General features: G+C 56.6%; 19 protein-coding genes. 2 read left to right on the forward strand and 17 right to left on the reverse strand.

Annotated elements, in window-relative coordinates:
• The first annotated feature begins 85 nt into the window (after positions 1 to 85).
• Positions 86 to 1036 carry a hypothetical protein gene (locus F1381_RS22560; RefSeq protein ID WP_151737103.1) on the forward strand — a complete coding sequence of 317 codons (951 nt, stop codon included), beginning with the start codon at positions 86 to 88 and terminating at the stop codon, positions 1034 to 1036.
• A gap of 184 nt (positions 1037 to 1220) precedes the next feature.
• Complete coding sequence (locus F1381_RS22565; RefSeq protein ID WP_151737104.1) at positions 1221 to 2942, forward strand: YhfM domain-containing protein; 1722 nt, start codon at positions 1221 to 1223, stop codon at positions 2940 to 2942.
• Between the two features lie 381 nt (positions 2943 to 3323).
• Here the strand turns inward: F1381_RS22565 and F1381_RS22570 are convergent, their stop codons facing one another.
• The 17 genes from F1381_RS22570 to F1381_RS22650 all read right to left on the reverse strand — a co-directional run bounded on the left by F1381_RS22570 (position 3324) and on the right by F1381_RS22650 (position 25752).
• Entirely contained in the window at positions 3324 to 4187 is an 864-nt protein-coding gene (locus tag F1381_RS22570) for a MetQ/NlpA family ABC transporter substrate-binding protein (RefSeq protein WP_151737105.1), read from the reverse strand.
• 60 nt (positions 4188 to 4247) lie between these two features.
• Complete coding sequence (locus F1381_RS22575; protein WP_151737106.1) at positions 4248 to 4910, reverse strand: methionine ABC transporter permease; 663 nt, start codon at positions 4908 to 4910, stop codon at positions 4248 to 4250.
• Positions 4903 to 5664, reverse strand: coding sequence for a methionine ABC transporter ATP-binding protein (locus tag F1381_RS22580; RefSeq protein WP_151737107.1), 762 nt, complete (start codon positions 5662 to 5664; stop codon positions 4903 to 4905). The genes F1381_RS22575 and F1381_RS22580 overlap by 8 nt, the downstream gene beginning before the upstream one ends.
• A 335-nt stretch (positions 5665 to 5999) precedes the next feature.
• Complete coding sequence (locus F1381_RS22585) at positions 6000 to 8078, reverse strand: alpha-glucuronidase family glycosyl hydrolase (protein ID WP_151737108.1); 2079 nt, start codon at positions 8076 to 8078, stop codon at positions 6000 to 6002.
• A complete protein-coding gene (locus F1381_RS22590; protein ID WP_151737154.1) occupies positions 8071 to 9063 on the reverse strand; it encodes an endo-1,4-beta-xylanase in 993 nt (330 codons plus the stop codon). Before F1381_RS22590 ends, F1381_RS22585 begins: the two co-directional genes overlap by 8 nt.
• A 62-nt stretch (positions 9064 to 9125) precedes the next feature.
• On the reverse strand, positions 9126 to 10781 hold the full coding sequence (locus tag F1381_RS22595) for a glycoside hydrolase family 43 protein (protein WP_151737109.1): 1656 nt from the start codon (positions 10779 to 10781) through the stop codon (positions 9126 to 9128).
• 46 nt (positions 10782 to 10827) lie between these two features.
• Positions 10828 to 11787: a carbohydrate ABC transporter permease gene (locus F1381_RS22600; RefSeq protein WP_151737110.1), complete on the reverse strand. Its 960-nt coding sequence runs from the start codon at positions 11785 to 11787 to the stop codon at positions 10828 to 10830.
• A 3-nt stretch (positions 11788 to 11790) separates the two neighbouring features.
• Positions 11791 to 12759, reverse strand: a complete 969-nt coding sequence (locus F1381_RS22605; protein WP_150269218.1) for an ABC transporter permease — start codon at positions 12757 to 12759, stop codon at positions 11791 to 11793.
• A 96-nt stretch (positions 12760 to 12855) separates the two neighbouring features.
• A complete protein-coding gene (locus tag F1381_RS22610; RefSeq protein WP_151737111.1) occupies positions 12856 to 14571 on the reverse strand; it encodes an extracellular solute-binding protein in 1716 nt (571 codons plus the stop codon).
• 108 nt (positions 14572 to 14679) lie between these two features.
• Positions 14680 to 16209, reverse strand: coding sequence for a response regulator (locus F1381_RS22615; protein WP_187355526.1), 1530 nt, complete (start codon positions 16207 to 16209; stop codon positions 14680 to 14682).
• Between the two features lie 16 nt (positions 16210 to 16225).
• A complete protein-coding gene (locus tag F1381_RS22620; protein WP_151737113.1) occupies positions 16226 to 18043 on the reverse strand; it encodes a sensor histidine kinase in 1818 nt (605 codons plus the stop codon).
• A gap of 21 nt (positions 18044 to 18064) precedes the next feature.
• A complete protein-coding gene (locus F1381_RS22625) occupies positions 18065 to 19624 on the reverse strand; it encodes a response regulator (RefSeq protein ID WP_151737114.1) in 1560 nt (519 codons plus the stop codon).
• Positions 19625 to 19798: 174 nt separating this feature from the next.
• Positions 19799 to 21181, reverse strand: a complete 1383-nt coding sequence (locus tag F1381_RS22630) for an ADP-ribosylglycohydrolase family protein (RefSeq protein ID WP_151737115.1) — start codon at positions 21179 to 21181, stop codon at positions 19799 to 19801.
• A gap of 2 nt (positions 21182 to 21183) precedes the next feature.
• The gene (locus F1381_RS22635; RefSeq protein WP_151737116.1) at positions 21184 to 22149 is read right to left on the reverse strand and encodes a nucleoside hydrolase; all 966 of its coding nucleotides are present in this window, start codon (positions 22147 to 22149) and stop codon (positions 21184 to 21186) included.
• Between the two features lie 60 nt (positions 22150 to 22209).
• Positions 22210 to 23148, reverse strand: coding sequence for an ABC transporter permease (locus F1381_RS22640; protein ID WP_151737117.1), 939 nt, complete (start codon positions 23146 to 23148; stop codon positions 22210 to 22212).
• Positions 23145 to 24197, reverse strand: a complete 1053-nt coding sequence (locus F1381_RS22645; RefSeq protein ID WP_151737118.1) for an ABC transporter permease — start codon at positions 24195 to 24197, stop codon at positions 23145 to 23147. Before F1381_RS22645 ends, F1381_RS22640 begins: the two co-directional genes overlap by 4 nt.
• The gene (locus F1381_RS22650; protein WP_151737119.1) at positions 24190 to 25752 is read right to left on the reverse strand and encodes an ABC transporter ATP-binding protein; all 1563 of its coding nucleotides are present in this window, start codon (positions 25750 to 25752) and stop codon (positions 24190 to 24192) included. Before F1381_RS22650 ends, F1381_RS22645 begins: the two co-directional genes overlap by 8 nt.
• Positions 25753 to 25759 lie beyond the last annotated feature (7 nt).

The raw sequence follows: 25759 nt of genomic DNA on the forward strand, positions 1-25759 counted from the left end.
TTTCTTGTGACCTGCAGCGAAACAATTTGTGCCGGCACCACGTAAAGAAAGGCATACCCACACTATACTTTAGGGAGTGAACGGCATGAATCAAAGCAAGATCGAAGAGCTTCGGGCAGAGTTAAGAGAACTGTCTGCCCGGCAGGGGCATCAGTACAAGCTGGATGCCATGCTGCGTGATCTTGACAGGCGGGAACGGGAGCTGGGAGATGAGGAATACCGGCTGAAGACGATACTGGATAAGGAAGAAGCAGATGTGGAGCGTCTGGAGAAGGTGACGCTGACTTTGATTTTTCATACCATTACCGGCCAGAAAAAAACGAAGCTTACCCGGGAGCAGCAGGAGGCGTACGCCTCCAGGCTGAAATACGAGGCCGTGCTGAAAGAGCTTGCGGATTGCAAAACAAGGCGGTATGAGCTGCGTTTAGAAAAAGCCGATCTGGTGAATGCTGCGGCACGGTATGACCTCGTTTTTGCCGAATTGCAGGAGCTGATGCAGGATGACCCCCGGTTTGCAGAGCAGCTGTGCGAGCTGGAGAAACTGGAAGGTGAAGCGTCCGCTCATTTGAAGGAAATTGATGAAGCCATTTCTGCCGGCAGAGCCGCACTTAACCAGATCGATCGGATTGAGCAAAGTCTGGGCAACGCCGAAAGCTGGGGCAAATGGGATTTGTTCGGAGGCGGGCTGATTGCCGATATGGCCAAGCATTCGCATCTGGACATTGCGCAGGAACATGTCGAGTATCTGCAGGTGCTGCTTGGCCGATTCCGTACCGAGCTGGCGGACGTGAAGATGGACAACCGGCTGGACAACGTTAATATTGAAGGGTTTCACCGGTTTGCGGACTACTTTTTTGACGGGGTGATTGCCGACTGGTCGGTGCTTTCCCGTATTCAGGAATCCCAAGATAGCGTGCACCAAGTTAAGCGGCATGTAGAACATGTCATGTCCAAATTGTCGAAACTGCGCACCGCCTATGCCCAGGAACAAGGAGGCATTCAGGGACAAATCGCCAGCCTGGTTGCCCGGCCTTGAAGATAAGCTGCCTCGAGCAGCAGCGTTCACCTGGAAATTGAAGACGGCCGCCCCTCCCCTACCATGACGGGAACAGGGCGGCCGTTTCCTTTTGCTCCTATTCAGGAACTCTTTTCGGCTCCCTTTAGCAACTTTATCCTTTTTCTTCCGTCCAATGATAGAGATGACATAGGAGAGTGCCTGCATGAATAAAACCAATGCTGTACTTACTGTCGCCTTTTTGGCAGCCCTGCTGTCAGGCTGCAGTGCGGCCGGGAACGCCGAACCATCACCTAGCCCGGCACACCTGGAGCCGGTGGCACACAGGGAGAAATTGCCGCAGCTGTCTGCCGAATCGCTGACGCTTACGCATGAATCCGTGGATGTTGAAATCCCGTTCACAGATCAGGATGACATTGATCTGTTTATGAAAGCCATCCATAGCGCGGAGCGGATCGAAGGAATCCTGGATACGGGTATACCGGATTATGAGATGGTGGTTGGGGAAGCAGACGGCACGATGCATACCTTTCGGCTGTGGATTAAGGAGAACGAAGAACAAGCCATGCTGATGGATATGGAGGCTCCTTATAGCGGGTACACGGTTCCGGAGCCGATCACGGCTAAATTGAAAGAAGTGCTGTGGGCCTCACCCGAGATCGAACATTTAACTTTTGAAACCAAGCGGAATGCTGACGGATCCCTCGTCGCTGTACCGGCAGGATTGCGAAATGACCAATACAGCATCAGCGGCGGAACCGTTCTCGAATTGAATGGAATGACGTATGTGAGCATGCAGCTTTTTTATGGTGATCACCATATGATTAATGCCTTGGTCGCCCATGCTCCCGCTTCTGATGAAGCTGAAGTGATCTGGAGCGAACAGCTGAACGATTCGAACAACCGGTGGAATAATGCGTTTATTGGCAGTTATAAACCGCTGTATCCTTTAGATGAACGACGCCTGCTGTTTCTTGAGCCGGAGCTTACCGCCGATGCGGGGCAATTTCATCTATCCGTCTATGACAGCGGGAACGGCTCCATTGAACGGGTACGTGAAAATTTCTGGCCGCTCACCGACAATTACGACTATCTCTATCAAACGCACTGGAATGCGGAGAAACAGACGCTGTTCATGCAAAGCTACCTGGGAAATGTATGGTTCTATAATTTCAAAACAGGCGAGGATAACGTTCATCCGCTGAAATTCCAGGTCATCCCCCATTCGACGACCGGGGTTCCTTCTCTTTTCCTGTCGCCGTCCTTCGACCACTTCGCATTTGACGATGAAAGCGGCACGGTTGGTTTCTACGACAGTGAGGGGACACGACTGAATACGGTAACACTGGAGGGTGGCACACCTTCCGAATTCATCAAATGGAGCCCGAAAGGCTCGGTGGCCTGGATGGAGCAGGCGGATAACATTGACAACCGGATGTTAGATATCGATATTGATTACATGAAGATTGCGCCCGAGAGAATCCAGTTTTACAGCCCCGACGGGCAGCCGCTGGGCACGCTCGAGGCTGAGGATTACGTGGAGGGCTCTTCACTGGAAGTAGCGGGTTGGATGGACGAGCAGGTAGCCGTGCTTAGAACTTATACGGTGTATTCCGGCATGCCGGCTGGTGCGGAAGCTGAACAGACCGATTCCGATAAGACTGATTCGGATAAGGCCGGGTCGAGTGAGACTGGGACGAGTGCAACTGAACCGGATGAGGCTGATGTGAGCCAGACTGGGCTGAGGGTGAAGGATGGAGCATACTACCTCTACAATGTCCGGACCAAAGAGAAAGGCGACATCATCCAAACGATACCCGCCGGCGCAACTTTGGTTAAAGACGGGAGACAAGGCTACAGTGAAACGGTTGAGGACAATGCCGGCGCAACAGTGACCCGGGAGGCAATTATTTTTGCTGCAAAATAACGGGACTGTCTTCCTGGGCGCAGGTTGGTTACAGGCGAAATGGCTGGTGAGGTGATGGTTGGTGTAATGGGTGCGGGCGAAAAAAATTCCACGGTCAAAAATGACCGTGGAATTTTCGAGAGAATTGTGATTTCTGACGGTCGTTCATGTCCTTTAAATCCGCATCTCGGCCAATTACTATCTCTAACGGACTTTTGTCCGTTAGCACTTGCAGCGCACCGCTCCCCCGTACTCTTGCACGCACTCCGACTCTGCCCCCTCCGTCTGTCTTTATCCAGGCTGTTCCGAATCAGTTACGAAGGCAGGTATCCTAATTGTATGCAATCGACTTCGTTTGCAGGGTTGATAAAGATGGAGCCTTAATGGCAGACAACCGCCGGCTTATTCAAAAGCGGGAACCGCGATGTCCGCGTAATTATCCTCGAGGAATTTCTTCACTTCCGGACCGCTGATGCGCTGCGCCAGCTTCTGGATCGCATCCGAATTCTGGTTGTCCTCGCGCGCCACCAGGGTAATGGTGAACTCGGAGTCCTTGCGCTCAGTAATCAGGGCATCCTTCTTCGGCGTCAGTCCGAGCGGACTGGCATAGGCGGGAGTCATCGCCACCAGATCGGCATCGTCATACATGCGGGCCAGCATCAGCAGGTCCACTTCCTCAAACTTGAAGTTCTTCGGATTCTCCGTAATATCCGCCTGCGTCGCCTGGATGCCTACGCCTTCCTTCAGCGAGATGAGACCGGCATCGGCAAACATCTGCAGTGAGCGGCCGATGTTCGAAGGATCGTTGGCCATCACCAGTGTTGCCCCCTCAGGTAGCTCTTCAACCGACTTGTACTGCTTGGAATACCCGCCGTAAATAGCGTCGTATACCGGCTGCACCGGAACGAGATTCGTGCCCTTGCTCTCATTGAACTGCTCCATGTAAGGAACGTGCTGGAAGAAGTTAGCATCCACTTCATTGTTGGCCAGCGCATCGTTCGGCTGCACATTGTCGGAAAGAACCACAATTTCCATATCGACTCCGTCTTCCAGCAGCAGCGGCTTCACAATGTCGAGAATATCGGTCATCGGCGGAATGAGCGTGGCAACCTTGATCTTCACCGGTTCTGAGGAGCCGGCAGCCTCTGTGGGAGCCGCCGTTGCGGAAGGCGCGGCGTTCTCCTGAGCGTTACTGTTATTGTTGTTGCCGCAGCCGGAGACGACGAGCGCAAGCAGGGTGAACAAGGCGAGCAGTGATTTTTTCATTGGTTTAGATAACCCCCATTGAACTATGTTATTTGTGGTACTGAACGGATAAGCTTTCAATCAGCGTTTGTCGAGCAGTCTGGCCACGGTACTGCCTGTAAATTGGATCAGCTGCACGAGCACAATCATCACAACAATTGCATAGACCATGACTTCCGTCTCGAAGCGCTGGTAGCCGTAACGGATGGCGAAATCGCCGACCCCGCCGCCTCCGACCACTCCCATAACCGTCGAGAAGGAAATGAAGCTGATGGTGGACGCGGTCAATCCAAGGACCAGCCCCGAGCGGGCCTCCACATACAGAAACTTGAAGATCAGCGCGGTCCGCGAGGCGCCCATCGCGCGCGCCGCTTCGAGCGTTCCCCGCGGAACCTCCAGCAGCGACTGCTCCACCAGCCGCGAATAATAGGCGATGGCCACAATCGACAGCGGCACCGTAGCGGCCATCGTGCCGATAGCCGTACCCACCAGCAAGCGGGTGAACGGAATCAGCGCTACGACCAGCAGCAGGAACGGAAAGGAACGGACCACATTCACGACCGCATTCAAGAGCGCCGACAAACTCCGGTTCTCGTAGAGCTGGCCCTTGCGGGTGAAATAAAGCAGCGTGCCGAGCGGCAGCCCCAGCAGCACTGCCGCGCCGATGGACACCCCGACCATCACGAAGGTCTCGCGGATAGACTCCCACATTTGCGCCTCGTATTGCTGCAGGCTCTCAAACATAGACTCCACCCGCTTTACCCGTAATCTGCTCCCGGTAGGAACCGGAATGGCCGGCCGGCGGCAGGAAGTCTTCCTCCCGGCGCGAGAAGGAATCGACGATGCGCCCTTCCTCCATGACGGACACATGGCTGCAGATGCTGCGCACCACGTCCATCTCATGGGTGACAATAACGACTGTCACCCCCAGGGAGCTGTTGATGTGCCGCAGCACACCGAGGATGTCGGCCGTCGTCGCCGGGTCCAGCGCCGAGGTTGGCTCGTCGCACAGCAGCAGCTTCGGCCCGTTGGCCAGCGCCCGGGCAATTGCCACGCGCTGGCGCTGGCCGCCGCTTAGTCGGGCAGGGTACTGCCCGGCCTTGTCCTCCAGGCCGACGAACTGCAGGCATTCCATCACCCGGTCCCTCCGCTCCTTGCGCGGATAACCGGACAGCTCCAGCGGTATGGCCACATTGCGGCTCACCGTGGCATTGGCCACGAGATTGAACTGCTGGAAGATCATGCCCATCTTCTGGCGCTCCCTGCGCAGTTCAAGCTCCGTCAGCTCCGTCAGCGGTCTGCCCTCCAGCAGGACCATACCCTCATCGGGCCGCTCCAGCAGATTCATCAGCCGCAGCAGCGTCGACTTCCCGGCGCCGCTTGCGCCGATAATACCATGGATAGAGCCGGCCTCTACCGACAGCGATACTCCCCGGACCGCCTGGTAGCTGCCTTCGCGCTGCGTAAAGCTCTTGCTTACTTCCTGAAGCGTCAGCATATGTAGTCCCACCTCCAACCCGCCAAGATTAGTCTTGTTCCCCCGAACAGTGTACTACAAATATTTTAAAACTGTTTTATAAAAAATCTCTTTAAATAATAAGGCATTTTAACCGCTGTGTCATCATTTTCCTGAAAATTAATATATCAGACCTATAGGAGAGCAGAATCCTTATAAGGATGCACGCCGCAGCCGGAATTATCCGTAATGTTCCAAAAACAACAAGCATCCCTTGCTGCTGCTGCTTTCTGCACAACGCAAATCCCCCCGCACCAAGGGAATGGCGCGGGGGGATACGGACCCATCTGCGATAAAATTAACGGGCTGCACCCGCTTTAATAGATTGTTCTACCATCTTGGTCGGGGATGCAGCTGATGCGGTAGAAATAAGTGTTGATCCGGTCACGCCACTCTTTGGCATGCTCCGCCTGTTCCTCCAGACGCGCAAGCACCTGGGAATGCAATCCTTCATTCATTCCGCCGGCAAGCGACTGCCAGCTCTCCACAAATTGTGCCGCCAGCTCCGCACCTTCGAAATGCGTATCATAAATATGTTGAATGACCGTCTTGCCGGATTTCAGCACATGGGTATACGGTACATGGTGGAAGAAGAGCAGCAGCTCATCCGGGCAGGAATCCGGAGATTCATAAATCCCGGCTACTGCCGGCGGATATTGGCCGGTGTAGCCGGTACCGGTGCGCACCGTGCGGTCAACTCCGATGCCGTGATGATCGGCGTAATGGTAGGTTCCCCACTGCGAATATTCGTAGCCGTCGACGTTAGGGCCGTAATGATGCTCCGGATTGACCATCCAGCCGATGCCCAGCGGAGCCGTATAGGCTTCATAAATGCCCCAGGAATCGAGCAGCATTTCACCGATAGCCTTTACCAGCCGCTCATCGCCGCCAAACGTAAGCGAGATCCACTCCCCGGCGATCTCCTCCGCGCCCAGTCCGGGATTCCAGGCCAGCCGGCCATATCCGTACAGGTTGGCCTGCGCCAGCAGATGTCCCGTCCAGTTGGCGTCATTGCCGACATTGACTACCGCGGCAATCCCGTTATGCTTGCGGCCGTACAGCGTTCCGCCGACGATCCGCTTCACCGAAGCATCCGCCTCTGCCGCGCATGTATTGAAATCCAGCACTTCTTTCCACTGGGGAACGAGATAGCACAGATGACGCTGCTGACCGGTATACTCCTGGGTGATCTGGAATTCGAGCACCTGCCCAGTCTCTTCCATGGCACCGAACAAGGGGGATACCGGCTCTCTGACCTGGAAATCCATCGGACCGTTCTTGATCTGCAGCACGACATTATCATGGAAGCTCCCGTCCAGCGGCTTAAAGTGATCGTAGGCCGCCCGGGCCCGGTCCGTCTTGCGGTCGCGCCAATCCTGCTTGCAGTTATAGACGAAGCAGCGCCAGATGACCAGCCCGCCGTAAGGCGCGAGCGCCTCGGCCAGCATATTGGCCCCGTCGGCGTGATCCCGGCCGTACGTGAACGGGCCGGGGCGGTTCTCCGAATCCGCCTTGACGACAAAGCCGCCGAAATCAGGGATAAAGCGGTAGATCTCTTCGGCCTTCCGCCTCCACCACTCCCGCACCTGCGGGTCCAGCGGGTCAGCAGTCGTAAGCCCGCCGATCTCCAGCGTGCTGGCATAGTTCACGCTGAGGTACAGGCGGATGCCGTACTCCCGGAAGATACCGGCCAGTTCCGCGACATCGGGCAGGTAACGCTCCGTAATAAACAGCGTCTCCAGCCGGTGGACATTGACATTGTTGACCGAGATGCCGTTGATGCCCACCGATGCCAGCAGGCGGGCGTAATCCCGTACCCGTGCGAAGTCCTTCAGAAAGCGGTTGTCTGCGTAGAAGAACGAGCGGCCCGCGTACCCCCGTTCGATGCTTCCGTCAAAATTGTCCCAGTGGTTGATCATCCGCAGCCGGGCTGCGGGCTGCTCCAGTACATCCAGCTCTGCGGGGGGACGTCCGGCAGCCATCAGCCGCAGCAGATGGAACACGCCATACAGCACGCCTGTCGGCCCTGCTGCGGCGACGGCGATGCAGTCCTCTGCTTCACTGCAGCGGATCGCGAAGCCTTCATTACCGAGCCGTCCGGCGGTGTCCGCATCGAACATCCGGCGGAGCACCTCCGGTCCCTCCGCGAAGGTACCGATAACGATGCATGGCCCCTCAACGGCTGCGGTGCGCTGTGGCGTCCGGCCGGTGAATGAGGCGACTGCCCCAGCCAGCTCCGCCGCAGCCCTTTGAACCACCGGATGCTGCTCGTCTGCGGCCACGGCGGCACACCACTTCCCATACTGCCCGGATTGTCCGTCTTCCAGAGGGCGGTAGCCCAGCCAGGCCTTATATCCGCTGTCAGCGGATTCTCTGTACCCGGCGGTTTTATTCATCGCCCTTTCCTCCTTGCAGGGTTCCTTGAAGCAGACGGTTATAGGCCGCCTTCGGCCGGTGCTGCTCGTCGAACAGAAACGGCCAGTTCTTCCGCCCGTGCACCGGGAAATGGTCCAGCCAGGTATAATCATCGGCGGCGCCCCAGAAGGTCACAGCCGAGATGACCTCCTTATATTCCCGCAGCAGCTTGAAGACTGCGGCATAGCGCTCCGCTTGCAGCTCCAGCAGCTCCGCCGGCGGCTTCGTCAGATCGGTACGGCGGTCATCGAACCGGAACAGCGACATATCCAGCTCTGTAAGCTGCAGCGTAAGGCCCAGTGAAGCATATTTCTCGATCGCCGAACGGATTTCATCCAGCGAAGGATCATACAGATTCCAGTGGGCCTGAAGCCCCACGCCGTGCACCGGTACTCCCTGGTCAAGCAGTGATTTGAGCAGAGTAAAGATTTTATCCCGCTTCAGCGGATTCGACTCATTGTAGTCATTGTAAAACAGCAGCGCCTGCGGATCGGCCTCGTGCGCGAATTCAAACGCCTTGGCGATGAAATCAGGTCCGCATAGCTCCAGCCACTTCGAGGGGCGCAGCAGCTCTTCTCCCTCGTCGGCCACAGCTTCATTGACTACATCCCAGGCATAAATATCATTCTTGTACCGTCCCACCACCGTATTGATATGCGATTTCAGCCGGGCCAGCAGCAGTTCCCTGTCCGCAGCGCCTCCCTTGCCGTCCTGAAACAGCCAGTGGGAGGTCTGGTTATGCCACACCAGGGTATGGCCGCGCATCTGCAAGTGATTCTCCCGTGCAAATATCACCAGCTCGTCGGCAGCGCCGAAGCGGTATATATCCTCCAGCGGGTGCAGGCTCTCAAATTTCATTTCGTTCTCGGCAGTAATGCTGTTGAAATGATGGATCAGCAGCTGCTCCTGAGTCTTGATCGTCCGCGGATTTACCGCAGCGCCAATATGGAAATCTTCGGCGAACATAGCTTTAAGCGCCGGTTCGCTGAAGCTGTCTCGTTCTCTCAAATCGGATACCTCCTGTTTAGTTAGACTCCCCGGTACTCCAGCCAGTTGAAGTAAGCCGGGTGAAGGCCCGGACGCCCGCCGCCCGTCGCATATATACCGAACACAACGCCGGTAAAAGCATTTCCCTCCGCCGCCTGCGGCGAGAGATCATAGGCCTGGGCACCGGCAAGTTCTGCCCAGGCCTCTCCATCCTGCGAGTACAGTAGCCTATATTCATCAGGTGTGGCGGCAATCCGCAGATAGACCGGCCCGCCGGCGAACACGGCTTCTCCTGCCAGACGGGTCTCGCCCCGCACGGTCAGATACGCGGCAATGATCTCCCTGCCCTCCTGTCGGGTCAGTACAATCTCATAGTGCTGCCGCTCGTTCATGCGGATGCACAGCCCGGCGGCCTCCCCTTCTTGCGCAGGCGCCCACTCCAGCAGCGTGGTACACTCGCAGGTGAAGTGCTGCTGCCTCAGGCCGGCGAAAGCCACCTGTACGGCAGGGTCGCTTAAACCCCCCGGCAGTCCGTGCAGCGCCAGCCAGCCCGGACGCCCGCTCAGCGACCAGCTGCCTTCCGCCGGATTGCGCAGGAACGTCAGCTCCGGCGGCAACGCCGCATCCGCGAAATCTATACGTGCAGCGGACACGGCATAGCGAGTTGGAGCCGCAGCTTTATCCGCGAATCCCATCCCCAGAGCTTCAACCAACTGATCCGATGTATCCGTGTCCGGCACCGCAGCCTCTGAATCTTTAGCCGTCGGAACGGCTGAGCCTGCCGCACTCCGGCCCGCCACCTTCATCTCCAGTGCCACCGTGCCTTCATTGTTATCAATCTGCGGCCAGCCCTCTTCCGTCCAGGTTACCGGAGCCAGAAACGTTTCTCTGCCCAGGACGCTGAAGCCTTCTCCGCCCAGCCGCACACCGAGAAATACCGCCCACCAGCCGCCGTCCGGGCCGATAACCAGATCGGCATGGCCCAGATACTGAATCGGATGATCATCCAGCCGGTTATGGGTCAGAACCGGATACGGCAAGCGCTCAAACGGGCCGTACGGCGAGACGCTGCGACCGATAATCTCGCGGTGCTCTTTGGCAGTTCCGCCCGAAGCGGTCATAATGTAATACAGGCCGCCGATCTTATACAGATGCGGCCCCTCCACCCATGGTCCGCCGTCCCCGTTCCAAATCACCACAGGCTCGGTCAAAGCCGCACCTGTCCGGACGTCTATCTCGTACTGGATAATATGGGACTCCAGGTCCGCTCCCTGCTGTACGGTGACATATACCTTGCCGTCATCGTCGAACATCAGAGAGGGGTCGATGCCCCCATAAGGAACGGTTATCGGGTCTGACCAGGGCCCTGCCGGGTCAAATGCTGTCACATAGAAGTTCCCGATTCCACGCACATCCGTCGTAATCATATAAAAGACGCCTTCATGATAACGGAGCGTCGGCGCATAAATGCCGTCCGAGCTGCCGGCAGAGCGCAGGTCAAGCTGGCTCAGCCGGTCCAGCACATGACCGATCGGTTCCCAATGGATGAGATCGCGGCTGTGAAAGATCGGCACTCCGGGGAAATATTCAAACGAACTGCAGACCAGATAATAATCATCCCCGACCCGAGCAATGCTCGGGTCGGGGTAGAAGCCCGGAATGACCGGGTTGCTATATTCCAGAACTGAATTCTTCATTGAATCTCATACGTTCCTTTCATTTCTGAAATCATGTCAGGAAAGGCTATTCCTTTACGCTGCCGACGTTGAGGCCGACCACGAAATACTTCTGCAGGAACGGATACACCAGCAGAATGGGTACAGATGCCACTACCGTAATTGCTGCACGGATCGAGATTGGTGTAACCATATCCCGCGCCGACTCTGCAGTCATACCGGATCCGTGCGCCACGCTCGGATTGGCGTTGGAATTCATCGTTGAAGAGATCAGCTTCATCAGCTCGTATTGCAGCGTACTCAAATGCTGTCTGGACGAGGTATAGATGAAGGCATCGAACCAGGCATTCCAGGCTCCCACGGCGACGAACAAGGCGATCGTGGCCAGTACGGGCTTACAGAGCGGGAAGATGACACGCCAGAAAATTTTAAAATCGCCGGCTCCGTCGATCTTGGCCGATTCGATCAAGGCTTCCGGCAGTGTCAGAATATAGGTCCGGATAACAATCAGATTGAAGGCGCTGATCATCGAGGGAACTACATAGACCCAGAAGGTATTCAGCAGATGCAGGTCCTTGATCAGGAAATAGTTCGGAATCAGGCCGGCATTGAAGTACATCGTAAGCACGAAGATGACTGTTATCACCTTGCGGAACACATAATCCTTACGGCTGAGCGTATAGGCCAGCATGGTGGTCAGAAATATGTTCAGCAGCGTCGAAATGAGGGTACGCGCCACCGAGATGAAGAAAGCGTCGTACACGTAGCCTGAGGCAAAAATCGCCTTGTAATTCTGCGTCGTCCATTCACGGGGCCATAAATAAATCCCCCCGCGGATCGTATCATTGCCGACATTAAATGAAACGGCGATCGTATTCAGGAACGGATATAGAGTCACGATTACCAGACAGATCATGAAGACCGTGTTGAACGTAGTGAACAGGAAAGGTTCAAGCCGTCCGATACCCGAGTTTTTTCGATACTTGATACCTGCATTGGGTTGCGGGCTAATTTGTCGGTTGTCCATAGTCTATAACAGCCTCTCTTCCCCTAGCCGCTTCGCCACTCCGTTGGCCAAAAGCAGCATCGTTATACTGACGACGGTCTTGAAGATACCGCCTGCAGTGGCAAGTGAATAGTTTCCTTGGGCCAGCCCGTATTTAAGCACGAAGATATCGATGGTCTCCGCCCAGTCCACAACAAGTCCGTTGCCAAGCAGATACTGTACCTCGAAGCCTGCCTCCAGAATGTGGCCGATGGACATAATGAGCAGAATGACAACCGTCCCCTTAATGCCCGGAAGGGTAACATACTGCATTTTCTTATAGCGGTTGGCTCCGTCGATTTCTGCGGCTTCATACAAAGCAGGGTCTATGGAAGCGATGGCAGCCAGGTAAATGATCGTGTTCCAGCCAACTTCCTTCCATACATGCGAGGCGCCGACAATGCCCCAGAAATATTTGCCTTCACTGAGCCAGAGGATCGGCTCATTGATGATATGCAGCTTCATTAATACAATGTTGACAATCCCGTCGTTGATCGAGAGGGAGGTAGCGACAATGCCTGTAACGATAATCCAGGACAGGAAGTGCGGCAGGTAGGAGATCGTCTGTACAACGCGCTTCCAGAGCACCTTGCGGATCTCATTCAGGAGGAGCGCCAGAATAATCGCGGTGACAAACCCGAGCACCAGGTTGATAAAGCCCATGGCAACCGTATTGCGGAGTACCCGGATGAAATTATCGTCGGTGAACAAGAAATGGAACTGCTTGAAGCCTACCCACTCCTGCTCGCCGAAGCTCTTGTTCGGCCGGTAATTCTGAAAGGCCATCGTCCAGCCCCAGACCGGGTAATAGGCAAACAGCATAATATAAAGCGTTAAAGGTACAGACATCCAGATCAGCTGCCGCTGATCCTTGATTTGCTTCCAGGTAAAGCGCCGCTCCTTCTTTCTCTTGGGAGGCCGCGCGACGGGTTGTTGCGTCAAGGTCTCTGCCATATATGTTTATCTCCCCACACAATTGATTAATTTGACGAAGGTGGACAGCCGGGGTACGGCTATCCACCTTCTGGTATCAAACAAGAGAGCCGTTTCCTATTTACTCCAGTTGTCGATTCTCCATTTAATCAGCTCGTTGATTCTGTCTTCGTAGGCTTTGATATTCACTTTGCCGATCTCGGAAGTGTAATCGTTCCATACCTTGTCGAAATCAGCCGGTTTCGCCAGAATAGCTTGTGGCAGGAACTTCGTGGACAGTTCGTTCAGCTTTGTATTGGCGATCTTCGCGTCAGAGCCGTCGATCAGGTCAATGGACCAGGCAGGGTAGTACACTGGATTTTGCGGCGGTTCGCTGAAGAAATCTACGTAGGTCTGAAAGCCGTAAGCGTCGAGGAATTCCTTGTCATAAGGCTTCAGACCCGCTTGGTATTCTTCCGGCTGCTCGGCCGGACCGGTAGCATTGCCGTCGCTGTAGCTGCCTTCAATCTTCGGCAGGTACTCGAACATGGATTTGGCCTTGTTTGCTAATTGCCAGGTGGCATCTGTAGCCTGGTCACGCTGCTCCTGTGTTCTCATGAAGCGGCCTTCTTCGTTGAGGTAATAGTCCTCGCCTTCGATACCCCAGGCCAGGGTTTTCTGCCAGTCTTCGGAAATCAGCGTTTCCAGCAGCTTGATGATCTTGACCGGATCCTTGGCATTGATGCTGATGCCGAAGCCGTTGTTCAGATTCAGCACCGGACGGTCACGGTAGTAATCCTTGGTAGCGGTATCATATACGAGCGGCAGACCGACATAAGTGCGCTCAATCTTGCCCTGGGTGGTCAGCGCATCCTCGGCAGTACCAAAGTTCCAGTGCTGGTCGAACATGCCGAGAACCGTTCCGCTGGAGAGCTTCGCCAGGTATTGGTCAGAGTTCTGGACAAAGGTTTCCTTGTCGAGCAGACCCCGTTCGTTCACTTCATTCAGCTTCTGATAATACTTCTTGGCGTAATCTTTATCTGCAAAAATTTCTGCTACGCCGTCATTAACCACCACGCCGCCGTCGTTCGGATGTCCGATCAGATGCTGCGGCGGGTTGAACAGACCCCAGTTCTTCCAGTCGTAGTTAAGAATTTCGAAGCCGATAGTCGGGCTACCGTCAATGGTCGGATATTTCTCCTTGTATTTGGCGATCAGATCGAAATACTCGTCAAGCGTCTTGATCTTCGGATAGCCGAATTCCTTCAGTACGGCCTTTTGAACCCAGAAGGCCGGCCCGGAATAATATGAACTGTTCACCTTGCCGTTATATACCCCGTAGTTCGGGAGAACGTAGATGTGTCCGTCGCTAGGGTCCTTCATCATGTTCCAGTAATCTGCATAATGCGCTTTCAAATTTGGTGCGTGTTCTTCAATGAGGTCTTCTAGTGGAATATAGGCGCCAGCTGTAACCAGTTTGGCATTCCCGGTAATCAGGTCCGGATAGTCTTGTCCGGCAATCATAACGCCCAGCTTCTGGTTAATGTCCCCGGCGAGGAATTCCATATTGAAGGTTGCGCCGGTTTCTTCTTTGATCTTCTTGTAAATCTTGTTGTCCGGTGTAGGCTGCTGTCCGGCTGCGCCGATGAACACACTGACCTCAAACGGCTTTACCTTATCGCTGCCTGCATCCGATCCTGCTGTCTGCGTTGCCGCATTTCCGCTCTTGTCGCCTTCTCCGGCGGATGAGCTGTTGCCGTTATTGTTGTTGCCGCCGCAGCCCGCCAGCGCGAAGCTGAGGGAAAGCATCAGCATTAGGGAAACCTTGAACGTTCTCTTCGTCTTGCCCCCCATAAAGCACCTCCATGTTTGACCGTTATTTGTAAGCACTTACATGTATAAATTATAGAGGTGGTAATCTTCCTAAAATACGGCTGAATTAAAGGTGTACCCCCAAAAAGTTTAGGTCTTTGCATGGCGGTATTCATTAGGGCCCATTTTCATTTTCTTTTCGAATTGTTTCAGAAATTGGCTGTAATTTGCATATCCTACCCTTTCGGAAATCTCCGACAACTTAAGCTGCGGCTGCTCCCGCAGGAGGCGCGCGGCTTCTCCGATCCGCAGGCCGTGCAGCTGTTCGTTGAAGTTCATCCCGTTCTTCTTGATCAGCAATTGACCCAGATAAACCGGGTGTAAATAAAAGATTTCAGCCAGCTTCTGGATGGTCAAGGCTTCGCGGTAATGCTCCCCAATATAGCGGTTAATCTCGCCGACAGTTCCATGGGAGCTGTCCTGCCGCTCCTGAACCAGAAGACCGATTACCGCTTCCCCGAAGGATGCGAGCTGCCCCATGAGCCCGGAGAGCGATATGGACGTATTCCGCAGGCCGGCCCCGCGGATGTCCGCCAGCATGTCCCCGAACGGATTGCCATCCACATCCGAAACGGCCTCCAGCATCCGGTATTGCAGATGAATGGCAAATTTCCGCACCGCCTCAGGGGCAACAAGCTCCACGCGGAAATGCTCCTCCGCGGTCTCCAGTGCCAGCCTGAACCCGGCAACGTCCAGCGTATTGACGGCGCTCATCAGCGCATCTGTCAGCCGGATATGGTCATAACGGCTGCTGAACGGCCGCTCGTAGACAGCCTCATACTCCATTAAACCGGATGCTTCGGGCTGGTAGAAATAATGCTGCAGCGCGATTCGCGCCGTCTGGAGGCTGTCTGCGATCCGCTCCAGCATATGTACGGGAGCTCCGGCAGCGATATAGACAGCTGCGCCGGGATATTCCCGGCGCAGCTCGTCAAGGCGACCGAAGCTTGCCGGAGAATCGCCCGATATTCCGCAAATGACGCATAATTGCCCCTCCTCCTGGTCAAGCAGGTAGACCGGGGCGTCGCCGGCCAGCAGTAGCGATGCTTTCTCCCGGAGCCCCGGGCACTCCTCCGGCTCCCATTCCACCAGACACACCTTCCAGTTATCGGATCTTTCGTTCAACTTGGAGAGCAAGCGGGCATCAGACTGCTGGAGGGGCTGCTCCAACAGCAGCCGCTTCAGCAGTGCCGTGGTTTCACCGCATTTCACCAGTTCATTCATCATCCGTCCCCGCTCGGACTGCTCCAGCTCGCGGCGGATTTCCAAGAGCTCCTCAGCGGCCTCCTCCGGGAAGATCGGCTTCAGCAGATAATGGCTGATTCCATAGCGGATGGCCGTCTGGGCGTATTCAAATTCACTGTAACCGCTTAGAATCACGAACTTGGTCTCCCGCCCGCCCTGACTGCGCCAGGCCCAGATCATCTCCAGGCCGTTCATCAGGGGCATATGGATGTCGGTGATGACGAGGTCCGGCTCCAGCTCCTGTATCTGCAGCAGTCCGTCCCGGCCGTTGCCGCAGGTTCCGCAGACCTCAAAGCCCAAGCTTGCCCAGTCCAGGAGCAGCAGGCCTTCAAGCGCATTCGGTTCATCGTCGATGAGCAATACCTTATAGGCCACAGAATATCCCCTCTTTCTAGATTTCATTGGTTTTGCGCAGCAGTCGGAGCGGTATGCCAAAGGTCACTGCCGTGCCCTGATTCGGAGAGCTGACAATATCAAACCGCACCTGATCGGCATAATTCAGCTCCAGCCGGCGGTATACGTTGCGAAGCCCGATGTTGGCCCCCGAGGATTCCTCGCTGGCAACGGCGGCCAGCAGCTCCTTGAGCCGCTCGGGCTCCATGCCCTTGCCGTTATCCGAAACCGTAATCTGCAGCCGGTTGTCTTCAACGGCCGTTCTGATACGGATAATGCCGAGCCCCTCAATGGTCTGCAAGCCGTGCTTGCAGGCATTCTCCACCAGCGGCTGCATGCTCAGCTTCGGTATTTTGTAATCCAGGGACTGCTCTTCAATCTCGAACTGGTAATCGAATTTATCGCGGAAGCGGAACTTCTCGATCTTCAGGTACATCTCGATAAACGTCACCTCTTCCTGCAGCGACACCAGATCCTCCTTCCAACTGAGCAGCCGCCGGAGCAGCTTGGACAGGCTCTTCACGATGTCGGTGACATCGGAATAATTATTTTTGGTGCAGACGACCAGAATAGCATTAAGCGTATTGAACAAGAAATGGGGGTTCATCTGGCTCTGCAGGAAGTTCAGCTCCGCCCGGACACGCTCCATCTCCAGATTCTTGCTGGTGATTTCCAGCTTGTACACATCGTTGATCAGCGAGTTGATCCGGGTGGTCATATTGTTAAAATTGCGGATCAGACCGCCGATCTCGTCGCGCCCCTCATCGATGGCAATCAGCTCGAACTTCTCATTCGATACCTTGTGCATGTGGCGGGACAGCCGCTTCACCCGGTAGTTGTAGGATCTCAGCATGACGTATATGAATAAACTGGATAACAGAACCACCGTCGTCGCCAGAAAAGCGGCATACAGCCGGATATCCAGCACCGCCTGCGTGAGCCGCTCCCCCTGGGTGATGCCGATAATCCGCCAGCCCTTGAGATAACTGGCACCGCTGATGGCCGCCTCGTGCACCTCCTGCTTCTGGCCATCCTGATTCTGCTCGTCCAGCAGCTTGAACAGCGGATACGGATCATCGGTCATCCGTTGATACCCGCTTTCTTCCGACATAATGATCTGATTCTGGCCGTTGACCAGATAGAGGCTGAGATAATTCTTCTCCCGGACAATGACATCATAAATTTCATTGAGATCAAGGTCGATCCGCAGCAGCTTCTCATATTGATCCAGACCCGGATAATTATCCATCCACTCCACAATGCTGAGATTCGGAACCGAAAGATTGGGATTGGCGGCGTCTGCCGAACGGTAAGCGCTCACAATCAATGCATTATCGGATTTCTGTAACTGACGGTACCAGTCGCTGCTCCACACCTTGCTGTTCATCACCTGGTAATTCCCCCCGGACACAATAGACCGGTTATCCGTAAATACGGTAATCCGTTCAATCTGGTTATTGACCGGCATGTAGCTGTTCATCCGGTCGCGGAGCTGCTCGTCAAAGGTATTGTAGAATTGGCCTGAATCCGCATAGGTCCGGTCCAGCATGTCATACAGATTTTTGTCCGAGACCAGGGTGTAGCTGACCGCAATGCCGCCTTCAATGTAATCGCGGATATCCTTGCGCGCACGCTCCAGCGAAATCTCCAGGTTCTGCTGCTCCCGCGACCGGATCAGATCGGTGATCCGGTCCAGAAACATCAGGTTGATGACCATAATCGGCAGCAGCACCCCGACAATGTTAATCAGAAAAAATTTATAATTCAGTGGAATATTGTTCACGATATTGGTGAAGCGGAGTTTTCTTCTCGCCATTCGCTTACGCCCCCGGAGTTCTTAGTGCTGCTTGCTGTGGTCGCCATTCTTATAGACGGAAGGCACGACCCCTACAACCGTCTTGAACTTATCGATAAAATAGTCAGTATTCGTAAATCCGACCTGAAGCGCAATATCGGAAATCTTAAGCTGGGTCCGTTTCAGCAGCCCTTTGGCGGCCTCGATCCGCTTCTCGTTCAAATATTCGCTGAAGCTGCGTCCGGTCTCCTTGCGGAACAGCTGACCCAGATAAGCCGCATTCATATGGAACTGCCGGGCCAGATCCTGAAGCTGCAGCTTATTGCGGAACTCAAGGTCAACATACTGAATCACGTTAAAGATCGTATTGCCCTCATTGGCCTCGCGCAGCTCGCCCAGGTAAGCGTCCGTCCGCAGACACAATTCCTGTACGTACTGGCTCAGCCCCGCATAATCCGCGATACTGCCAAGCCCCCCGTATAACGGCTGAAGCCCGTTCAGCACATGCCCGGGGTCTCCGTTCAGCTCCGACGCCAGCCTGCAGAAGCTCATCTCCAGATCGGCAACGGCCGACTGGACAGCCGGAATATCAACGCCCTGCTCGGCGAGAGCGGTGAATATCCGCTTCACCGCGGGCGGAAGCTTTGCCGCCTCACCGCACTTTACCTTCTCCAGCAGCTCGGCAAAGAGGCTCCCCTGCGGCTCCTCCGCCGGATCGGCCTTTTTACGGTGCTCGCAATAAATAACCCCGCCTTTATCTCGGCAGCATTTCACCTTCCACGTCTCCAGCGTCTGTGTGTAAAGCCCCCGCAGCGCCCCGGCGCCCCTCATCCGGGGGCTGAGGAAGACGACGGCCGGTTCCTGCAGCCGCTCCGTGAGCTCCCGCGACACCTGGCTAAACGCAGCATCCAGGTATTCCGCCGTCAGCCCGGCTGAATGCACAATGATACCGCTTCTTCCTGCATCATCGGCAACGGTACGGAGCGTACCCGGCGGGAAGCACTCCCCCGCCAGCCTGTGCAGCTCCAGCGGATCTCCGGAGGTGCCCAGCAGCGCGAAGACAACCTCCGTATCCGGCCGGATGCCCAGCAGGCCAGCCGCCGCATCCTCCAGCTGCTCCGGGTACTCGCCGCGGACCAGCCGGTTGAACAGGCTGCTGGCGATCAGCAGCCGCTTTTGGGCCTCCTCTTTTTTGGAACCGATTTCATTTTGAATGTCAGTACTGACTCTGGACAGCATGTCCTCAATTTCCTCATCGTCGATCGGCTTCAGCAAATATTGAAACACCCGTTGGCGCAGCGCTGCCTTGGCGTAATGGAAATCATCGTAACCGCTCAGAATGACGAATCTCGGCGGTTCCGCCATTGTTTCATTCAGCTTCGCAATCATCTCCAGCCCGCTGAGTACGGGCATATTGATGTCGGTCAGCACGAGGTCGGGCTTCTCCTCCAGAATCAGCCTCACTGCATCCGGACCGTTGAGCGCTTCACCGGTAACCTCGAACCCGTATTTGCGCCAGTCCACCATGGATCTCAAGCCTTCGAGCACCCACGGCTCATCGTCCGCCAGCACAACCTTCAGCATCCGAATCTCTCCTTTCATCCACCCTATACAGGTAATACATCAGCCGCTGAACTCACTGTTATGCTAACACACAAGAGTTAGAATGTGGAAGATCGGTTGCCAATTATTAATAAAAGCAAACAAGGACGCCAGGCCCGGCCGGGCCTGAACGTCCTTGTTGATATACGCGGGCGGGTAATCCGCATCTGCTTTTTAATGGCGGCGGATCTTCTCGAATACCTGATAGCTCCGCTCTGCACACGCCGAGATGGCTACCGGATGAAAGCCCGGCAGGTCGGCATACAGCGTGTCGTTCAGCGGCTTCGTCCACTGCGGCGGAAGCGCCGCTGCCCCCAGCTTCGCTCCCATCAGCGAGCCGACGGTCGCCCCGTTGCAGTCGGTGTCCAGCCCGCCCTGAACGGCGGTGACCAGCACCTTCTCGAAATCCTCTCCGCCATAGACAAGCGAGGCGGCAACGAGCGCAGCGTTGTTATTCGTGTGAACCGGATCGTAGTGGCTGTACCGGTCCCAGATCCGGCTCACCAGCTCGCGTTCGCTGCGCGAAGCGGCGCCGGTCTCCATCCCGAAGCGCACATCGGCTGCCAGCCGGCTGGTATGCGGAATTTCGCTGAGGCCAATCTCCAGCAGCTTCTCGTTTCCGAGTCCGGCGAAGGCGGCGGAAATCATCGCCGCATTAAACATCGCGCCGTATATGCCGTTCTTCACATGGGAGAACGAAGCGTCGCGCCAGGCCAGCTCGGCGGCCAGCTCGGGCCGCCCGGCAGTCCCGTAGGCAAGCGCGTCCACGCGGATGGCCGCGCCGATCCACTCGCGGTACGGATTAAGATGCATCCGCACCCGCTCTAGCCGCGCGCGCCAATCCGCCGGCTTCTCCCCGTGCATATGCGAGGTCTCCTGCGCAAAGTTCATGTAGACCTGTGTCTCCGCTGTGCAGACCTGACTGTACGTCAGGTGCTTGTGCCACAGCTTGCCGATGTCCCAGGCATCCCAGTCCAGCCCTTTCTCCTCCAGCAGCAGCAGACCGAGCACCGTATAGCGGATATCGTCGTCGCTCTCCATGTACTTGATCGTTTCCTGCGTGCTGGTAAAGGACCAGGCGCTTAAGCCCAGGCCGTATTCCTGTTTCGCCCGGGAATGCCCCGGCGTGTAGCCCTTAATCGGCCAGGCGTCCGCACCGCGGAACCACAGCTCGACATTCTCCCAGCCGGTACGCCCGTCTTTGCCGTACAGATAATCCCAGTGCTCCAGCGGCTTGCCGAGCGCACAGCCGACACTGCGGCCGAGCCAGGCGCCGTAGAATTTGTCCCGCCATTGTTCCGGCATATAGTCAACCTCCAGCTTGCGCGGCCCTTGCGGACGCAAGGCACGGATCTCTTCCAGTCCGGAAGGCTCCCGGTACGGGAAGTCCTCAGTTACCGTCAGCTCCATCAGCTCCCGGTAGACCTCCATCAGCTTACCTTCGTCGCTTCCGGCCGCCGCCAGCCGCTCAGCCAGAACGCCGGCCCGGCAGCCTTCCTCCATCCGCTGGATCAGCTCCAGCCGCACCGTTTCCTGCAGCGTCTCCCATCCTGCCATAATCAGCTTCCTCCCGCAGGAGCCTGTCTTAGCAGCTGCTCCCGGTCCAGGCGCTCCAGCGCAGTAAAGAGCAGCTGCATGAAGGCCTCGCGGTCCACATCCAGCAGCACCTCCGCGTTCGCGGGCTGCTCCGGCTTCTTGCGCCGATCGGCCACGGTCATGCCGCGGGTCAGCTTGCCCTCGGTCTCCACCGTGACATGCAGCCGCTCTGAGCGGAACAGCTCCGGCTGCAGCAGCCAGGCGACCGCGCACGGATCATGCAGCGCGTTGCCGACGTAGCCCATTTTACGGCCGTAGATGGAATAGAAATCGAGCAGCTCGCCGACCAGCACCGATACAGGGCCGCGCGTCTTCAGCTCATCAATCTCCTCCTGGAAGATCGCTGCCTTATCGGTCACATCCAGCCCGCTCATTACAATCGGGATGCCGGAATCGAACACGATGCGGGCCGCTTCCGGGTCTACGTAAATATTGAATTCCGCCGTACGGGTCACGTTGCCGTAGGCCAAGCCGCCGCCCATGAGCGAGATCTCTTTGATTTTCTCTTTTACCTCAGGATAGGCGGTAATGAGCAACGCAATATTGGTCAGCGGCGCCAGCGGCACCAGCGTAATCTTCTCCTCGGAGGCGCGAAGCAGCTCCAGCATGAATTCCACCGCGCCCTGCTCCACCGGCTTAAAGCGGCTTGCCGGCAGGGCCGGACCGTCCATGCCGGATTCACCGTGCGCTTCTGCACCCGTCACCAGCTTGCCGAGCAGCGGTCCGGCCGCCCCCTTGGCCACCGGAATGTCGGCGTCCACAAAGCTCAGCACCTTCAGGGCATTATCGGTGATTCTCTCCAGAATCTGATTCCCTCCGACCGTGGTAATCCCCCTGATGTCCAGGCGTTCCGGATGGGCCAGCGCGAGCAGTATCGCAATCGCGTCGTCATGCCCCGGATCGCAATCTATAATGATGGGCGTTCTCATGAAATCTCCTCCAGTTGCTTCTTGTTGGCTTGGGCTTTGGTGCACCGTTCTGCGGTGCAGTTACTTCGCCGCCGGACTCTTCAGCTTGCGGTTCTTCTTGCGCGTCTCCGAGACGGCATAGACCAGCAGGCCGATTACAGTAGCCACATATGGCAGGGTTCCGATCAGCTCGGCCGGAATCTTCAGCACCTGCAGCGCATTCGCCAGCGCATCAGCGGCGCCGAAGAGCAGCGAGGTAAGCGCGGTACCGGCCGTCGTGCTGCGGCCCATCGACTCGGCGGCAATGGCGATCCAGCCTCTGCCCGCCACCATGTCGCGTGTAAACAGCGACAGGTAGCCCATCGACATGTAGGCGCCGCCGAGTCCGGCGAAGAAGCCGCTTAGCAGCAGGGCGGTATACTGGATCTTGATGACGCTGACGCCGACCGACTGCGCGGCATGCGGATTCTCGCCGACCGAGCGGATGCGCAGGCCCAGCGGTGTGCGGTTCAGCAGATAATATACGGCGAACACGGCGATGATAGAGAAGTAGGTCAGGATATGATGGCCCGACAGAATCGGCCCGAGCACCGGAATATCCTTCAGCAGCGGAATGTCGACGCTCGGCAGCACCTTGCTCGCCAGGGAAGTGGACGAACCCTTGTCCCCGCTCAGGAGATACAGAATAAAGACCGTTCCCCCGGAAGCGAACATGTTAATGGCTACGCCGCCGAGAATAATATGCGTTTTGAATTTCAGGGTAAAGAAAGCCAGGATGCCGGCAATCAGCGTACCCGCCAGCGCAGCACCCAGCAGACCGACCCATGCGCTGTGCGTATAGGCACTCACAATAACCCCGGTCAGGGCGGAGACGAGCATGATGCCTTCCATCCCGATATTGATAATCCCCGCCCGGTTCGAGATCAGCGCACCCAGTGCCGCGAACAGGATTGGCGTCGTCACCCGCAGCACAGAGAAAGCGAAATCCGTCGTAAAAATAACATCAAAGAGACTGTTCATGCGTTAGCCTTCGCCTCCTTCAGCAGCATGCGGTTCTTCCAGAACTTCAGGAACTGTTCCGCAGAAATCAGCAGGATAATAACGGCCTGGATGATCGAAATCATCTCCGAAGGCACATCCGACAGGCGGGCCATCATATCGGCGCCGATGCGGATGTAGGCCAGAAACAGCGCCGAAGCGATGACCGACAGCGGATTATTCTTGGCCAGCATCGCCACCAGCGCCCCGTCCAGGCCGTAGCCCGGCAGCGCCGTCCACTGGAAGCGGTTATACATGCCGAGCACCTCGACCGAGCCGCCCATCCCGGCGATAAAGCCGGCGATCAGATGGACCAGAATAATGACTTTGGCAGTTTTCATCCCCGAATAACGGGCAAATTCCCGGTTGATGCCGGTCATCCGCAGCTCATAGCCCCATTTGGTTTTGTAGAGGAACAGATGGGCAAGTACGATCAGTGCCAGAACGATAATCAGACCGGTGTGGATACGGGTGCCCGGGAGAATCTTCGCCAGACGCGCCGTTTCTTCGAACTTAAAGGACACATTGGCAAAAGCCTTCGCATCGCGCAGATGATAATTCAGCAGGTACAGGCCGATGCCGAACAGGATATTGTTGAACATCAGCGAGGTGACCAGCTCATTGGCATTCCACTTCGCTTTGAGAATACCGGGAATGGCCGACAGCAGCGCCCCGACCAGCGAGCCGGCAAGAATCGCCACCACCGGGTGCAGCCAGCCGCCCAGCGTAGTCAGGTGAATGGCCAGTATGGAAGCCACCACGCCCGAGAAATAAAAGATCCCCTCCGCGCCCAGATTGAACATATTGGCCCGGAACAGCAGCGACACGGCCAGGCCGGTGAACATCAGCGGAATTGCCATCTCAATGACATTGCCGATATGGCCCAGGGTCGACAGCGGCTCCCACAGGAAGATGCCGATGGTCTTCACCGGCTGCTCGCTGACCAGCGATATAATCAGAAAAGCGATGACCAGCGCAATCAGAATGACCGCCGTTGTGCGGATCGCTTCGAAATATTTAACTTTAAACATGTTCGGCGGCCCTCCCGCTCGGCAGCTTGTCCTGCCGTTTGATGCCCAGCATATACAGTCCCAGCTCCTCTTCGCTCACCCTGGACGGCTCCTCGAAGCAGGCCACGATCTGTCCTTCATACATGACCAGCAGCCGGTCGCTCAGCTCCAGAATTTCATTCAGATCCGCCGACACCAGCACGGTGGCGCAGCCATTCCCGCGCAGCTCCAGCAGCTTCTGGTGAATGAACTGGGCAGCGCCGATGTCGACGCCGCGCGTCGGCTGCTCGGCAATCAGCAGCTGCGGGCCGGTGGAGCACTCGCGCGCCACCACCACCTTCTGCATGTTGCCGCCGGACAGCATGCCAATCGGCTGGCGGGGTCCCGAGCAGCGCACCTTGAACTCTTCCACCAGCGCTGCGGCCAGGCGGGCAATCTTCCCGCCGTTCAGGAACGGCCCCTTATTCAGCTCCTTGGAGCGGTAGCGGATCGAGATCAGATTGTCGGCAATGCTGGCATCGCCGGCCGATCCCTGACGCATCCGGTCCTCGGGAATATAGGAAACGCCGAGTCCGCGGATGGCCAGAATATCCGCGGCCAGGATGTCCTGCCCCGCAACCCGGACCGCACCGCTGCTGAGCACACCGCTCAGCCCGCCGGTCAGGGCATGAATCAGCTCGGTCTGACCGTTGCCCTCCACGCCGGCGATGCCGACGATCTGCCCCGCCTGCACCGCGAAGCTGATGTCCGTGAGCAGCGCCTTGCCCAGGCTGTCCTGCACATTCAGCCTGTCCACAGACAGCACTGCTTCGCCTGCAGACAGGTGCTCCTTATCATATTTCAGCACCACGTCGCGGCCGACCATCAGCCGCGAAATCTCCTGCTCGCTGACCTCGCTGACGGCGAAAACGCCCTCGCTGCGTCCGCCGCGCAGGATCGTGATCCGGTCGCAGATCGCTTTGACTTCCTTCAGCTTGTGTGAGATAAAGACAATCGTGTGGCCCTGCGTTTTGAGCTGCTGCAGCTCATGGAACAGCTCCTCTGTCTCCTGCGGGGTCAGCACAGCCGTAGGCTCATCGAGAATGAGGATTTTGGCCCCGCGCAGCAGCGCCTTGAGAATCTCCACCTTCTGCTTCATCCCGACGGTCAGATCTTCGACCTTCGCCTTGGCGTTGACGGCCAGGTTGTACTTCCGCGCCGTCTCCTCCGTCAGGCGCACGGCTTCAGCATAGTTAAAGCTGGTGCCCTTGCGCGGCTCCATGCCCAGCACCATGTTCTCCGCTACCGTAAAGGACGGCACCAGCATGAAATGCTGATGGACCATCCCGATGCCCCGGTCAATCGCATCCTGCGGCGACTGGAGCTTGACCCGTTCGCCCCGGATGAGGATTTCGCCGTCGCTCGGCTCCTCCATCCCGAACATGATTTTCATCAGCGTCGATTTGCCGGCCCCGTTCTCTCCCGCAATGGCATGAATCTCGCCCTCGCGCAGCGAGAACTGCACATCCTGATTGGCGACTACGCCGTTCGGATATACCTTGGTGATGCCCCGCATTTCCAGCAGAGCGTTTTGCATCGTTCAT

It is taken from the genome of Paenibacillus tengchongensis, assembly GCF_008973665.1.
In the GTDB taxonomy this organism is placed as follows: domain Bacteria; phylum Bacillota; class Bacilli; order Paenibacillales; family Paenibacillaceae; genus Paenibacillus_AQ; species Paenibacillus_AQ tengchongensis.